Below are 14,252 nucleotides of genomic sequence, written 5' to 3'. Positions count from 1 at the left end.
GTTTTAGTGGGTATTCCCTTTATTTTTGGGAAACTTTATCATGATGCGATTCTTCACATTTGCTTTGATTTTTCCAATGTTGTTTTCCTGTTCCGCAGAAAAAGAAAGAAAGCCGTTTACATCTGTCGGTATTGAAGTGATTTATGAGGATTCTTTGAGTATTCGCGCAATCGAAATCATGGGCAACAGCTTGGCCTTTGCAGCTAATAAGGGAACTTTTGGGACTATAGATTTAAGTACCGGAACGGTGCGGACCAACGTACAACATTTTGATTCCATAACCCCGGAATTTAGGGCCGTAGCACATACGGCCACGGATTTTTTTATGCTTTCCGTTGCCGATCCGGCCTTGCTTTACAAGACAGGTGATAAAGGTCGTATGGAGCTGGTATACCAAGAGAAAGGAGAAGGCGTTTTCTATGATGCGATGACCTTTTGGAATAATATGGAGGGGATTGCCATAGGTGATAGTGTTGAGGGATGCCTTTCTATAATCATTACCAGGGATGGAGGAAATACCTGGAATAAGCTGCCTTGCGACCTTTTGCCTGAAGGTATTGAAGGTGAAGGGGCCTTTGCTGCGAGTAATTCCAATATAGCGAATGTGGGAAATAAGACTTGGATTGCCACAACGGAAGGGCGTATTTATTTTTCACCCGATAAGGGCAAGACTTGGGAGGTGCATGGAACTCTATTGTTGAGTGAGGAACCTACCCAAGGAATCTATTCCATTGATTTTTATGATGAGAGCGTAGGCGTGGTTTTTGGTGGCGATTTCACCAACCCTGAAGGCAACAAGGCGAATAAGGCCATGACCAAAGATGGTGGGGAAACCTGGTACTTGATAGCCGATGGGCAAAATCCGCCATATAAAAGCTGTGTACAATTTGTCCCCAATTCTAGTGGAAAGGAAATGGTGGCGATTGGCTTTACGGGAATTTCGTACTCCAACGATCAAGGAGAAACTTGGAAAACGATATCCGATGCCCCTTTTTACACTTTTCGTTTTTTTAATGATTCCATTGCCTATGCCGCAGGCAAGGGAAGAGTGGCAAAACTATCATTCCGGGCAAAATAAGGATGTCTTTTCATTGACCAAACCTCACTTTGCCCGGAATTGGGTATCAACTATACATTCACTATCGTATAGCCCCTGCCCTGTTTTTTGTACCAAACACCTCGGTATTTGTACAACTTCCTTCCATTGATGCGAACAACTTTGTTCCCTCTTGGCAGATGCCTTACGGTAACACCTATTGGAGCTGCACAGACTACATACCTCCCGCCTCTAAACCGATACCAGACTCCATTGGAAACATGAAAATTAACACCTCTGTGTACCACAAGTTTTGGTTGATGAACGGTGGTCACCACCGCACCGATTCGAGGGTATACCTTAACTACTTTTCTTTGGGCATTTACGGTCGTTAAGGTTCCGAACAATACCATGATAAGTAAAATTAACTTTAGATTCTTCATAACATAAATTTTTACGACTTGGATGAATTTCCCAAGTCCGGTTAACATCTTTTTGACTGTTACCGAATAGGATGGTTTAATTGAAAAGGGCGCTATATAGCGCCCTTTTTATGTTTTTCATCGAATTCTTTGCTCACGTTAGCCACCACTGCGCCTTCTGTCCCGCATTTCTTTTAGCAATCGTTTTTTAAAGTCCTCCTCGGCCTTTATTAGGAGAAATGTTTTTTTGGAAGTAATTGCTTTACTCATTTTCTCCATGAAGTCTACATTCAATTGATGTTTTTCATTTTCCAAGGCGATCAAATCGTTAAGAAGGGCATCGGCCTGCTTTTCGGACAATTCGTCAAAATTCATGAGCTTTGCGCGAACCTCCTGTCTTTCCTTTCTTTTTATGGCCTCAATTTTTGCTTCATGTTCATTATAAATGGGCCAAAAAACTTGCGCCTCCTCTGAAGTCAGACTTAAGCGCTCTGTAATAAAAGCTACTTTAAGTGTTTTGATCTTATCCCTAATGGGTCTATTCTGCCCATAAAAGAAAGTAGTTGTGAGCAGAAACAAGATCAATATCCGTATGCTATTGTTCGTATTCATCGAATTCTATGTTTAGTTCATCCACATCATCCACGGTATCGTCCAAATACTCCATGATGTTTTCATCGTTGATTTGATTTTCCAAAATATCATTGATTTCCAATTCTTCCACGGAAATGACCTCGGCTATTTCATAAGAGCTTAATCCTATATCATTGTTTTCCAAATAGGTTTCCAAATCCGAATTGGCCAGGTCCCCAAAGGTAAACTCATCCTCTTGATTTAAGCGCAACCCGAAAACGACCAATAGCACAGCGGCAATTGAAGCTGCCGCGTAATAGTACTTTTTATAGGAATTCAGCTTTATGACCTTTGTCTCTTTCTCATCTATTTTTTGGGTTATTTTCTCATTGAGATTTTCAAAATAGTCTTTAGGCACTTTAAAACCATCCTTTATGGGTAGCCGGATCTCTTCCTCGGACAACTTTTGCTTCATCTTATCGGTGAAGCTGTCAAAGTAGCCCTCAGGGGTCTTAAAATCTTGTTTTTTATATTTTTTGTCCATGCCTTTATTTTGACTTTCAGCCCTTTAAAAAGTTTAATCCTCCTTTAGGGAAGCCTCTATTTTTTTTACCGCCAGGTGGTAGGAAGCCTTTAGTCCGCCCACGGTGGTTTCCAATATTTCGGAGATTTCCTCATATTTCAATTCCTGAAAATACTTCATGTTGAAGACTAGTTTCTGTTTTTCCGGTAAGGCGGCAATGGCCTTTTGTAATTTCAGTTGAATCTCATGGCCTTCAAAATACACATCGGCTTCTAGATTTCCTATCATTCTGTCCTGTAATTCAACATCACTCAGCCCTAATTTTCTCGATTTGGACTTCAAAAAGGTCAATGCTTCATTGGTGGCGATACGGTACATCCATGAATACAATTTGCTGTCACCTTTAAACCCTTCGATATTTTTAAAAACCTTAATGAAGGTATTTTGCAACACATCGTCGGCATCGTCATGATTTAAAACAATCCTACGGATATGCCAATACAGCCTTTCCTTATAGGTGTTGATAAGCACCTCAAAGGACTGGGATTGGGTTTCCTTTTGTTTTAGTTGCTGGACTAAGGTCTCTTCCGAAATCAAATTAATTTTCTTCGATATGTCTTTTGGACTATAAAAATAGGAAAAGGTTTAAGCTTATCGATCAACTGCCTTTCTAAAGACAAAACATGGAATAAAACCTATTCCCCTATGGCTCTAAGAAGCCAAGGATTGCATTTCCACCAATTTCTTGTAAACCCCCTTATTGGAAAGTAATTCGGCATGGGAACCTTGCTCAACAATTTCCCCTTTTTGCAATACCACAATACTGTCCGCATTTTGAATAGTGGAAAGCCTATGGGCAATGACAATGGAAGTACGATTCCGCATCATTTTTTCCAGCGCATCCTGTACCAGACGTTCACTTTCCGTATCCAGTGCGGAAGTAGCCTCGTCCAAAATCATAATAGGTGGATTTTTAAGAACCGCCCTGGCTATGGACAAACGCTGTTTTTGCCCTCCACTCAATTTATTGCCACTATCACCGATGTTGGTGTCATACCCCTCCGGTAATTCCATAATGAAATCATGAGCATTAGCAATCTTTGCCGCTTCTACGATTTCCTGATTCGTGACATTTTCCTTTCCTAGGGAAATGTTGCTTTTTACAGTGTCGTTAAACAAAATGGAATCCTGGGTGACCAAGCCCATTAGGTTGCGGAGCGATTTTTTGGTCAAGTCCTTTATGTTTGTCCCGTCTATGGAAATTTCGCCCTCGTTTACATCGTAAAAACGGGTTACGAGATTGGCAATGGTACTTTTTCCACTGCCGGACTGGCCGACCAGGGCCACTGTATGTCCCTTTGGTACGGCGAGGTCAAAATTTTTCAGCACATATTCGTCCTCATATTTAAAGGAGATATTTTTTAGGACGATTCCTTTTTCAAAATCTGTTTTCTCCTGAGCTTCCGATTTATCCGAAATAGGATTTTCGGTTTCTAGAACTTCCAATACGCGCTCCGCCGCGGCATTCCCTTTCTTTACCCCGTAGGAAGCTTTGCTAATAGCCTTGGCCGGAGTTAGTATATTATAGGCCAACCCCATGTAGGCAATGAAGGAAGCGGCGTCTAAAGTCTCATCTACCAAAACCATTTTTCCTCCAAACCAGAGCAACACGCCGATGACCAAAATACCCAAAAACTCACCTGTGGGCGAGGCCAAATTTTGGCGGTTCAGTAATGTATTGGAAAATCTAAAAAAGCGATCGGTGGATGATTTAAATGTTTTATAAAATCGCGATTCTGCATTGAAGGCCTTTATTACACGAAGCCCTCCCAAGGTCTCCTCCACTATGGACAGGAATTCGCCTTGTTCTTTTTGCACGCGATCCGATTTTTTTTTCAGGGATTTTCCTATTCGTGAAATCAAGGCCCCTGCAACGGGAATAAAAATAAAGACAAAAAGTGTAAGCTTTACGCTGATGAGGAACATTACAATAATGGTGAACAGAATGGTCAAGGGTTCCCGAACGATAAGCTCCAAGACCGAAAGGAAGGAATGTTGAATTTCCAGGACATCCGAAGTAATCCGTGCAATTACATCGCCCTTTCGTTTTTCAGAGTAGTAGGAGATGGGCAGTTCCGTAATTTTTTGATACATCCTGTTTCGGATATCCTTTAAAACACCATTTCTAAGAAAGGTGATGAAATACATGGCCAGGTAGTTGAACACATTTTTCAATAAAAAGAGTGCCAATACCAAACCTATGACCAGGACCAATCCTTTCATCTGGTCATCCCCGGAATATTGGGTAACCCGGTAGTTCATATAGTCCATGAAATAGTCTTTGGCCTTTCCGATTCCTTCAAAAACAGGAGGTTCGGTAAGCTGCTTGGTCTTATCGAACAGAACGTTGAGCATGGGAATCAAGGCGGCAAAGGAGAGTGCACTGAACAGAGCATAGAGGATATTGAAGAAAATGTTCAGGAAACCATACTTCCTGTAGGGCTTCGCAAAGCGAAGAATTTTTTTGAAATACTCCATTAACCCAAATTGAATTCACTAAGGATACGGCCTATTTTGGCATCCAACTGCTGATTCACTTTTTTGAAATTTTCCGCTTTGTCCAAAGCAGCGTTGATGCTGAAGTAGAACTTTATTTTAGGTTCGGTACCACTGGGTCGGGCCGCCATCCGTGTACCGTCTTCGGTGGTATAGATCAATACGTTGGATTTTGGAATATCAATTTCTGATACTTCCCCGGTAACCAGGTTTTTGGAAGTAGAGGTGTTATAGTCATCCACAATAATCACCTTGGAACCATCTATTTCCTTAACTGGATTTTCCTTAAAATCGACCATCATTTGTTTGATTTCCGCAGCTCCGTCCATTCCCTTTTTGGTGAGGGAGACCAGTTTCTCCTTATAGAAACCATAATCTACATAGCAATCTATCAAATCCTTATAAAAAGAGCTTCCTTTGGCCTTGGCATCGGCGGCAATTTCACAGGCTAGTAGGGTAGAGGTTACGGCATCCTTGTCCCGAACAAAATCACCTACCATATAACCAAAACTTTCTTCACCACCACCAACAAATTGTTGTTGCGGGAAATCCTTGATCATTTTACCGATCCATTTGAATCCGGTGAGTGCTGTCTTAAAGTCCACTTCATAGGCGGTGGCCATTTTTTCCAACATCGGGGTGGATACAATGGTTGTAGCGACAAACTCGTTTCCCTTAAAACCTTTTTCCTTTTGTTTTTCCAAGAGAAATTTAGTCATCAGGACCATGGTTTGGTTCCCATTCAACAATTCTATTTCCCCATCAAGGTTTCGGACGGCAATGCCCAAACGGTCACTGTCCGGATCTGTGCCGACGACCATATCCGCTTGGATTTCCTTCGCCTTTTTGATGGCCATGGAAAGTGCTTCCGGCTCTTCGGGATTGGGTGACTCCACTGTGGGGAAATCCCCATCCGGTTTGGCCTGTTCCTCAATGATGGTCACGTTTTTGTATCCAGAACGCTCCAAGACTTCCGGGATGGCCGTAATGGAGGTGCCGTGCAAGGCGGTAAAGACAATTTTAAAATCGTCCTTTCCAGCTGCTTTGAAATTCCCATTGGCAACAGAAGCTTCAATAAATGCTTCATCCACCTTGGTATCGATAAGCTCGATCAAGTTTTCATCGGCTTTAAAATTGACATCTTCAAAAGAAAGTGTATTGATTTCGGCAATGATTTCTCCATCTTGGGGCGGTACAATTTGTCCACCATCCGTCCAATAGACCTTATAACCATTATATTCCGGAGGGTTATGCGAAGCGGTCAATACTATTCCCGCATGGCAACCTAAGTATCGAACAGCAAAGGAGAGCTCCGGGGTAGTACGTAGTGCTGAAAACAAATATACTTGAATACCATTCGCAGAAAATACCTCTGCCACGGTTCGGGCCAAGGTATCGCTATTATGACGGCAATCGTAAGCTATGACCACTTTTACACCACTATCACCATATGTTTTTTTGAGGTAATTGCTCAGCCCCTGCGTGCTTTTTCCTAAGGTGTACTTATTAATGCGATTGGTGCCGACGCCCATAACACCACGCATTCCGCCGGTACCGAACTCCATATTCTTATAGAAACGGTCTTGTAGTTCGTCGGTATCGTTTTCAATTAAGTGTTGGATTTCTTTTTTAACGGAAGGGTCAAAAAAATCGGTCAACCAGCTTTTGGCAGATTCTAAAATAGCGTCCATTTAGGCATATGTATTTAAGCGGTAAATTTAAGAAGAATATTGTTCTTCCTGCTTGGAGAAGTTGATTTCTTCCGAAACGGTATAACGCGCTTCATTTTTTTTGGAGCGAATCATAATTTCACCTATAAAACCGGCAAGAAACAATTGGGTTCCCAAAATCATAGCGGTGAGGGCGATGAAAAATTGAGGGCGATCTGTAATCAAACGACCGAAGGGGTTTATAAACAGTTTGTCTACTCCCAAATAGAGTGCAAACCCAAAACCGACAATAAACATCAATACGCCAAGTGCCCCAAAAAGGTGCATGGGTCTTTTGCCAAATTTGGATACGAACCAAATAGTGATCAAATCCAGAAATCCATTGATGAACCGCTCCATTCCAAATTTAGTTTTACCGTATTTACGGGCCTGATGCTTGACTACTTTTTCACCGATATTCGAAAAACCTGCATTCTTGGCCAAGACTGGGATATATCTATGCATTTCCCCACGTACCTCAATAGTTTTTACTACGGCTTTTCGAAAAGCCTTTAAGCCACAGTTAAAATCGTGCAATTTTACTCCTGAGGTCTTTCTTGCCGCCCAATTAAAAAGCTTGGAGGGCAGGTTTTTTGAAAGTAGTGCGTCATACCTTTTTTTCTTCCAGCCAGAAATCAAATCGAATCCTTCCGAAGTAATTAGACGGTATAACTCAGGGATTTCCTCCGGGTTATCCTGAAGGTCTGCATCCATTGTAATGATGACGTCTCCTTGAGCCGCCTTAAAGCCGGCATGCAGGGCTTGGGACTTTCCAAAATTCCTTAAAAAGCGGATTCCCTTTACATAGTCGTTATCGTCCGAGAGTCTTGATATAACCTTCCATGATCTATCCGTACTGCCATCGTCTATAAAGATGACCTCATAGGAAAAACCATGGTTCTGCATGACATTTACAATCCAGTCATGGAGTTCTTGAAGTGATTCTTCCTCGTTGAGCAAGGGGATTACAATGGACAGATTCATATAAAATGGCTAAGCATCTGCCCAAAAATACAACTTTGCAATTAATAAGCAGGTTTCTGCTTCTTCATGATCAACCCAACGATCAATCCCAATACCAACCCGACGATGATGTTAATAATAAGACCAATAGGGTAGAACAGCCATTTGAATTTTTTCTGCATTTCTATCCCTTGATCTATTTGTTCCTCCGTAAGTTCTGGATTGTTCTGCAACGCCTTTTGCTTTCCAATTTCATACGCCTTGTCCCAATAATCAGGTTCTATGATGTTAGATTGGATGAAAAAATAAAGCAAGCCTAAAATTCCCGCGACCAAGGCTATTCCTGTTCCTATTTTTAAGGCATCGGAAAGCTTTAAAAACCCTCCGCTATCTTTTTTAAATTGTGAAACTCCCAAGGTTATTGCCGCGGCCGCCAGAATGATGGAAACAATTTGGACAGTAGTATTTTGTTCATAATGCATGTCCATTGTAAAGAGCATTATCGAAAAAACAATGGACACGAGCCCTAGCAATAATCCAAATCGAAATGCATATTTCCCTGTTTTCGGTTGATTTTCTTCCATTTGATTTTGTTTTTAGGTTGTTATTAGTTTAGTGTGCTTTTTAACATTTTTGTTACATTTAAAGATACACTATTTTGTTTCTCTTTTTTGGGAATTAAAATTGCAGATTTCTGAAAATTGTCTAAATTTGCACCACTTTTAGGAAAAGCATTTAAAGTACTATACCGATGAAGAAAGGGATACACCCAGAAAACTATAGATTGGTCGCTTTTAAGGATATGTCCAATGACGATGTGTTCATCACCAAATCCACCGCCAACACCAAGGAAACTTTGGAAGTAGACGGGGTGGAATATCCATTGGTGAAATTGGAGATTTCCAGAACATCACATCCATTTTATACCGGCAAAGCTAAATTTTTGGATACGGCAGGGCGTATAGATAAGTTTAAGAGCAAGTACGATAAGTTCAAAAAGAAGCCGGCAGCTCCACAAAAGGACGCTTCAAAGGATAAAAGCGAATAAAGGATACACCCTTGCAAAAAATAGTTAACGCCTCCGACCAAAATCGGGGGCGTAATTTTTTTAATTTTGTTCCAAACCACCCATACGATGAATTATGTCCTTTTTGACGGAAACGTTAGAAACCATTTGCTTCCCTTTACCTATACTAGGCCAGTTGCTGATATCCGCATAGGAATTTTGACCATTAGGGAGAAATGGGAACGCCATCTAGGTGTAGTTACAAGTTCCAAAACCGAGGACTATCTACAAGAAAAGTTTCCTTTGATGCTCGAGGAAGAGAATACTTTCATCAATGCTTCCTTCTTGCCAAATATGGAATTGACCAACTTGGTGAAAGGGCTAAAACGAAATGAGGCGATTTATCTTAAGGATGAAGTTATAGCCTATTGTGCAAACCAGGTTAAGGAAGAAGCCGATTTTTCAAGTTTCAAGCAAGTGGTTTATGCAGGGAAAGCTTTACGGGTGGAACGTACCTGGGATATCTTTTCTAAAAATGGGGAAGCCCTACAGGCCGATTTTGATTTTCTTACCAGGGGAAGAAAAAGCGCGCCTATTCCCAATACAAATCAATTGATCTGCCCAGAAAAGATATTCCTGGAAGAAGGGGCAAAAGTGGAATATAGTGTCTTAAACGCCTCGGAAGGGCCTATCTATTTGGGAAAGGATTCCGAGGTTTGGGAAGGTAACCTTATTCGAGGGGCATTTGCTTTATGTGACAATGCCGTGGTGAAAATGGGAGCCAAGATTTACGGTCCTACTACAGTTGGCCCTTATGGAAAAGTTTGTGGTGAAATAAGCAACTCGGTAATCTTTGGCTATTCCAGCAAGGGTCATGAAGGATACCTCGGGAATGCCGTATTGGGCGAGTGGTGTAATATTGGTGCCGACAGTAATAATTCCAACTTAAAAAACAACTATGCCAAAGTGCGACTATGGAACTATGCTACGGAAAGCTTTGAACGGACGGGATTACAATTTTGCGGTTTAATGATGGGTGATCATAGTAAAACGGCCATTAATACCATGTTCAACACAGGGACTGTAATCGGGGTGAATTCCAATATTTATGTACCCGGCTTCCCCCGTAATTTTGTTCCCAGTTTTAGTTGGGGCGGGGCTTCCGGTTTTAGCACCTATCTTCCAAGAAAGGCGTTTGAGGCGGCCAAAGTAATGATGGCCAGAAGACATGTGGAGTTTGATGAAAAGGAGGCCAATATCCTAAACCATGTTTTTGAACTCACCCAAAAGTGGCGGAACTATTGAATGGTTTTGGCTGTTTTACTCTTCGATTTTAAGTTGATTCTGAAGAACTTAAAGCCTATAACTTCACGCATCTATAACAACTTTGCCCTATATTTGCAGTCCTAAAATGAAAAAGAAAGTCGCTTTTTACACACTCGGTTGTAAGCTTAATTTCTCCGAGACCTCTACCATTGCAAGAGGTTTTGTATCGGAAGGATTTGAGCGGGTAGATTTTTCGCAACCGGCGGATATGTACGTCATAAATACCTGCTCGGTTACAGAGAATGCGGACAAGCGTTTTAAGACCATTGTGCGACAGGTACAAAAAGCCAATCCCGAAGCATTTGTAGCCGCCATTGGCTGTTACGCCCAATTAAAACCAGAAGAGTTGGCCGCCGTGGATGGGGTGGATTTGGTTTTGGGAGCTACTGAAAAATTCAAGATTACGGACTATATAAACGACCTTCTCAGTAGTCACCCTGAGCGCCCGCCTGAATGGCATGGTCGGGCAGGCAGTGGAAGGATGGCCCAAATTCATTCCTGTGAAATTGAGGAAGCCGACTTTTATGTTGGTAGTTATTCCATAGGGGATAGGACACGTGCATTTTTAAAAGTACAGGACGGCTGTGATTACAAGTGCACGTATTGCACCATTCCTCTGGCACGTGGGATTTCAAGAAGTGATACCCTTGAAAACGTTTTGGACAATGCTGCTGAAATCGCTGCCAAGGGAATTCGGGAAATTGTATTGACAGGGGTGAATATAGGGGATTATGGCAAGGGAGAGTTTGGCAATAAAAAACATGAACACACTTTTTTGGATTTGATCAAGGCCTTGGATAGGGTAGCGGGAATTCATCGGCTTCGGATATCTTCCATAGAGCCTAATCTTTTAAAAAACGAGACAATAGATTTTGTGGCGAACAGCAATTCCTTCGTTCCTCATTTCCATATTCCATTACAAAGTGGCAGCGATGAGATCTTAAAACTCATGCGTCGGCGCTATCTACGCAACCTATACGTGGAAAGAGTGCAAAGGATAAAGGAAATTATGCCCCATGCCTGCATTGGCGTGGATGTTATTGTAGGGTTTCCTGGAGAGACCGATGCCCATTTTTTGGAAACCTACCATTTCCTTAACGAATTGGATATTTCTTATCTACATGTGTTTACCTATTCAGAAAGGGACAATACGCCCGCCGCGGTTATGAAAGGTGCCGTTTCCAAGAATATTAGAAACAAACGTAGTAAAATGTTGCGCGGGCTTTCAGCCAAAAAACGAAGGGCTTTTTATGAAGGTCAGTTGGGCAGTGTTAGAACCGTATTGTTCGAAGGGGAGAACAAGGAGGGATATATTCATGGGTTTACGGAAAACTATGTAAAGGTTAAAGCCCCTTGGAATCCCAAATTGGTAAATACATTACATGAAATTGAACTGACGCGAATCGATGAAGACGGTTTGGTTCGATTTGAGTTTATTGAAAGTAAAGTGGAGGTATAAAAAATCCCGCTAATTGCGGGATTTCATTTTTTAAATTCTGATGCCTACCGGCAACATCTCCTTGTATTGTCTATTTTTCCGTAGAAAACCCGCTATTTGTGGGCTGGTTGGAACAACTCTTTGGTTTTGTTCCTGAATGTGATGAAGGACGGATTTTATAAAATCTTCCTTAAAGCCTTCTTTGGTAATTTCTTCAGGCACTACCAGCTTGGTCAAAAAGACCTTTCTTTCCTGCGAGGAGTATTCGATTTTAGCTAAATGTCCATTAAGCCTAGTTTCAAATTGGCGCAAGAAACTATTGTCCTTGATTTCCATTTCGTTCATATAGTTTGATTTTAATGTTGGTCTTAGACAAAAAAATCACGATGTTCTACAATCGTAATTTTATATTTTTACTTTGAGATTAAGATGTTGGGGTCAACTTCCAATGATTGTACAAAAGTAGGGAAAAAAATAGAGTTTTCCTAGTAAAACACAAAGTCCGACCATTATGCCCTATGATAAAACCCATGTTTATTTTATGCCGGGAATGGCCGCAAATCCAACTATATTTGAAAAGATAGCACTTCCCGAGGAAAAATTTGAACAGCATTTGTTGGAATGGTTTGTTCCTAAAAAGGACATGACGTTATCCGAGTATGCCGTTGAAATGAACAAAAAAATCGTTCATGAAAACCCTGTGCTTTTGGGCGTGTCCTTTGGAGGTATGCTGGTTCAGGAAATGGCGAAGTATATTCCAATAAAAAAAACGATTATCGTGTCCAGTGTAAAAAGCACTTCTGAATTACCAAAAAAAATGATTTTTGCCAAGTACACCAAAGCGCATAAACTACTGCCTACGGGTCTGGTGAATAATGTAGAACTTCTGGCCAAGTATGCCTTTGGAGAAAACATCACCAAACGGCTAAAACTTTACGAACAATATCTTTCCATTAGGGACAAGTATTATATAGATTGGTCCCTAGATCAAATCATAAATTGGAATCAACAAAATTGCCCAGAACATCTCGTGCACATCCATGGTGAAAAAGACCCGGTATTTCCTATCGGCAATATTAAAGATTGCATTACCGTAAAGAATGGGACCCATACTATGATCATACATCGGGCCAAATGGTTCAATGAACACCTGCCCACAATTATTTTGGAATAAGAGAGTTGTATTAATACCTTTGAATAACAACAAATCCGGTAAAATGAAGATAATAAAGAACGTTTTAATGCTTTTAGGAGTGTTTTTCGTAGTGAGCACATTAGTATTTGCAGTACAAAATAGGGTAGAAGAGCAAAGCGATGATGCTATGGATGTAGCGGAAAACGACCCTGGCAAGAACGTTGCCAAGGAATATAAAATATCTGCAATAGATATCCCGGAAGATTTGAATTTTGCTGGGGAACCCGTACCACAAGATGATCCCGAAGTGATGGAGCGCGTAGATAGGGAGTTTTTGGTGAATACCTATTGGCAGTCCAATGCCCTTTTGTTGATGAAGCGAGCCCATAAGTACTTTCCCATAATTGAACCTATCCTGGCCAAGAATGGTATTCCGGATGATTTTAAGTATTTGGCCGTTGCCGAAAGCGGACTTCAGAACGTAGTTTCGCATGCGGGTGCCACTGGTTTTTGGCAGATAATGAAAGGAACCGGACAAGAGTATGGACTTGAAGTGAACAAGAATGTTGATGAGCGTTATCATTTGGAAAAATCCACCGAGGTTGCTTGCAAATACTTGAACAAGTGGAAAGAGAAATATGGGAGTTGGACCTTAACAGCGGCCGCTTACAACGCAGGTCCTGGGGCCATCAACAAATTTATGGGAATACAGCAGGTGGGAGATTACTATGACCTTTTACTTGGCCAGGAAACCGGACGTTATGTATTTCGTATTATGGCGATTAAGGAAATCCTTACCCATCCGGAAAAGTATGGTTTTGAAATCGATAAGGAAGATATGTATACGACCGTACCTACATTTCGTGTAGAAGTGGATGAACCGGTTTTTAGCTTTGCCGATTTTGCCCAACAGTATGAAATAAATTACAAGATTCTAAAACGCCATAATCCGTGGCTTCGGGAACCGCATCTAAATAATGCTTCCAAGAAAAAATATATCATAGAAATTCCCAACAAAGGCTATTATAAGGTATCCAGCAATCCTTAAATCCGCTTCATTTGTTGCTGCATCATTTTAATCTGTTCTGTAAGCATGTTGTTCTTGTCCAGCTTCTTAGCTTCTTGAAGTAATGTAGTGGCTTCCCTTTTGCGACGTTTTTGCATGGCTATGCCGGCAAGGCTCAGTTTGGCCATAGCTATATCATAATCCATGGTAAGTCCCAATTTTAAAGCTTTCCTAAAATATTTTTCGGCCTGGGTCAAGTTTTTTTGTGAATGCAGTATACCGTGCATATAATTGTAATACCCTTGCTGTTTGGTAATCAAGGCTGCCTCTGGGTTCTTTATTTTGTCCAACCATTTTTGCGTGCCTTCCATATCCTGTTTCCGCATCCGCAAAAAGGCCAATAGAATCATCTCGTTCCTAAAGTATAGGAAGATGAAAATGAGCGAAAATAGAATCAATGCAATGCCGTTGCCTATATACCCTTCCGTAAACTGATAAACGGCATAAGCTATAATTAGTCCGGCAATAACGAGCTTAATATTCTTGTTGAACATGTTCT

16 protein-coding genes are annotated in these 14,252 nt (G+C 41.2%); 6 read left to right on the top strand and 10 right to left on the bottom strand.

Features of this window, described 5'->3' with window-relative positions:
• Positions 1–43 precede the first annotated feature (43 nt).
• Positions 44–1,078, top strand: a complete 1,035-nt coding sequence (locus ACP2AF_RS17930) for a WD40/YVTN/BNR-like repeat-containing protein (RefSeq protein WP_425238046.1) — start codon at positions 44–46, stop codon at positions 1,076–1,078.
• Between the two features lie 50 nt (positions 1,079–1,128).
• On the opposite strand, the gene ACP2AF_RS17925 is transcribed toward ACP2AF_RS17930, so the two are convergent.
• From ACP2AF_RS17925 to ACP2AF_RS17890, 8 genes are all read right to left on the bottom strand, one after another.
• Positions 1,129–1,479 carry a DUF6515 family protein gene (locus ACP2AF_RS17925; RefSeq protein ID WP_425237514.1) on the bottom strand — a complete coding sequence of 117 codons (351 nt, stop codon included), beginning with the start codon at positions 1,477–1,479 and terminating at the stop codon, positions 1,129–1,131.
• A 138-nt stretch (positions 1,480–1,617) separates the two neighbouring features.
• Positions 1,618–2,070 carry a hypothetical protein gene (locus ACP2AF_RS17920; protein ID WP_425237513.1) on the bottom strand — a complete coding sequence of 151 codons (453 nt, stop codon included), beginning with the start codon at positions 2,068–2,070 and terminating at the stop codon, positions 1,618–1,620.
• The gene (locus ACP2AF_RS17915; RefSeq protein ID WP_425237512.1) at positions 2,054–2,575 is read right to left on the bottom strand and encodes a hypothetical protein; all 522 of its coding nucleotides are present in this window, start codon (positions 2,573–2,575) and stop codon (positions 2,054–2,056) included. The genes ACP2AF_RS17920 and ACP2AF_RS17915 overlap by 17 nt, the downstream gene beginning before the upstream one ends.
• Before the next feature lie 33 nt (positions 2,576–2,608).
• The gene (locus tag ACP2AF_RS17910) at positions 2,609–3,151 is read right to left on the bottom strand and encodes an RNA polymerase sigma factor (protein ID WP_425237511.1); all 543 of its coding nucleotides are present in this window, start codon (positions 3,149–3,151) and stop codon (positions 2,609–2,611) included.
• 114 nt (positions 3,152–3,265) lie between these two features.
• Positions 3,266–5,092: an ABC transporter ATP-binding protein gene (locus ACP2AF_RS17905; RefSeq protein ID WP_425237510.1), complete on the bottom strand. Its 1,827-nt coding sequence runs from the start codon at positions 5,090–5,092 to the stop codon at positions 3,266–3,268.
• Positions 5,092–6,801 (bottom strand): phospho-sugar mutase, encoded by a 1,710-nt coding sequence (locus ACP2AF_RS17900; protein WP_425237509.1) that lies wholly within the window; start codon positions 6,799–6,801, stop codon positions 5,092–5,094. The genes ACP2AF_RS17905 and ACP2AF_RS17900 overlap by 1 nt, the downstream gene beginning before the upstream one ends.
• 27 nt (positions 6,802–6,828) lie before the next feature.
• Positions 6,829–7,803 (bottom strand): glycosyltransferase family 2 protein, encoded by a 975-nt coding sequence (locus tag ACP2AF_RS17895; RefSeq protein WP_425237508.1) that lies wholly within the window; start codon positions 7,801–7,803, stop codon positions 6,829–6,831.
• Between the two features lie 41 nt (positions 7,804–7,844).
• The gene (locus tag ACP2AF_RS17890) at positions 7,845–8,366 is read right to left on the bottom strand and encodes a DUF4199 domain-containing protein (RefSeq protein WP_425237507.1); all 522 of its coding nucleotides are present in this window, start codon (positions 8,364–8,366) and stop codon (positions 7,845–7,847) included.
• Positions 8,367–8,533: 167 nt separating this feature from the next.
• On the opposite strand from ACP2AF_RS17890, the gene ACP2AF_RS17885 reads away from it, so the two are divergent.
• The 3 genes from ACP2AF_RS17885 (at position 8,534) to mtaB (ending at position 11,573) form a co-directional block, all read left to right on the top strand.
• The gene (locus tag ACP2AF_RS17885) at positions 8,534–8,830 is read left to right on the top strand and encodes a type B 50S ribosomal protein L31 (protein ID WP_120711776.1); all 297 of its coding nucleotides are present in this window, start codon (positions 8,534–8,536) and stop codon (positions 8,828–8,830) included.
• A gap of 87 nt (positions 8,831–8,917) precedes the next feature.
• Positions 8,918–10,093 (top strand): GlmU family protein, encoded by a 1,176-nt coding sequence (locus ACP2AF_RS17880; protein WP_425237506.1) that lies wholly within the window; start codon positions 8,918–8,920, stop codon positions 10,091–10,093.
• Positions 10,094–10,199: 106 nt separating this feature from the next.
• The gene (gene mtaB, locus ACP2AF_RS17875) at positions 10,200–11,573 is read left to right on the top strand and encodes a tRNA (N(6)-L-threonylcarbamoyladenosine(37)-C(2))-methylthiotransferase MtaB (protein ID WP_425237505.1); all 1,374 of its coding nucleotides are present in this window, start codon (positions 10,200–10,202) and stop codon (positions 11,571–11,573) included.
• A 30-nt stretch (positions 11,574–11,603) separates the two neighbouring features.
• Here the strand turns inward: mtaB and ACP2AF_RS17870 are convergent, their stop codons facing one another.
• Entirely contained in the window at positions 11,604–11,897 is a 294-nt protein-coding gene (locus ACP2AF_RS17870) for a GNAT family N-acetyltransferase (RefSeq protein WP_120711773.1), read from the bottom strand.
• Between the two features lie 166 nt (positions 11,898–12,063).
• On the opposite strand from ACP2AF_RS17870, the gene ACP2AF_RS17865 reads away from it, so the two are divergent.
• Entirely contained in the window at positions 12,064–12,726 is a 663-nt protein-coding gene (locus ACP2AF_RS17865) for an alpha/beta hydrolase (RefSeq protein ID WP_425237504.1), read from the top strand.
• A 43-nt stretch (positions 12,727–12,769) separates the two neighbouring features.
• Positions 12,770–13,735, top strand: coding sequence for a lytic transglycosylase domain-containing protein (locus ACP2AF_RS17860; protein ID WP_425237503.1), 966 nt, complete (start codon positions 12,770–12,772; stop codon positions 13,733–13,735).
• On the opposite strand, the gene ACP2AF_RS17855 is transcribed toward ACP2AF_RS17860, so the two are convergent.
• Positions 13,732–14,247, bottom strand: a complete 516-nt coding sequence (locus ACP2AF_RS17855) for a DUF2892 domain-containing protein (RefSeq protein ID WP_425237502.1) — start codon at positions 14,245–14,247, stop codon at positions 13,732–13,734. The two genes, ACP2AF_RS17860 and ACP2AF_RS17855, sit on opposite strands and share 4 nt — an antisense overlap.
• Between the last annotated feature and the right edge of the window lie 5 nt (positions 14,248–14,252).

The sequence above is a fragment of the Ulvibacterium sp. genome (assembly GCF_965248315.1).
Taxonomy (GTDB): Bacteria; Bacteroidota; Bacteroidia; order Flavobacteriales; family Flavobacteriaceae; genus Ulvibacterium.
This window is presented reverse-complemented; position numbering and strand designations above follow the sequence as displayed.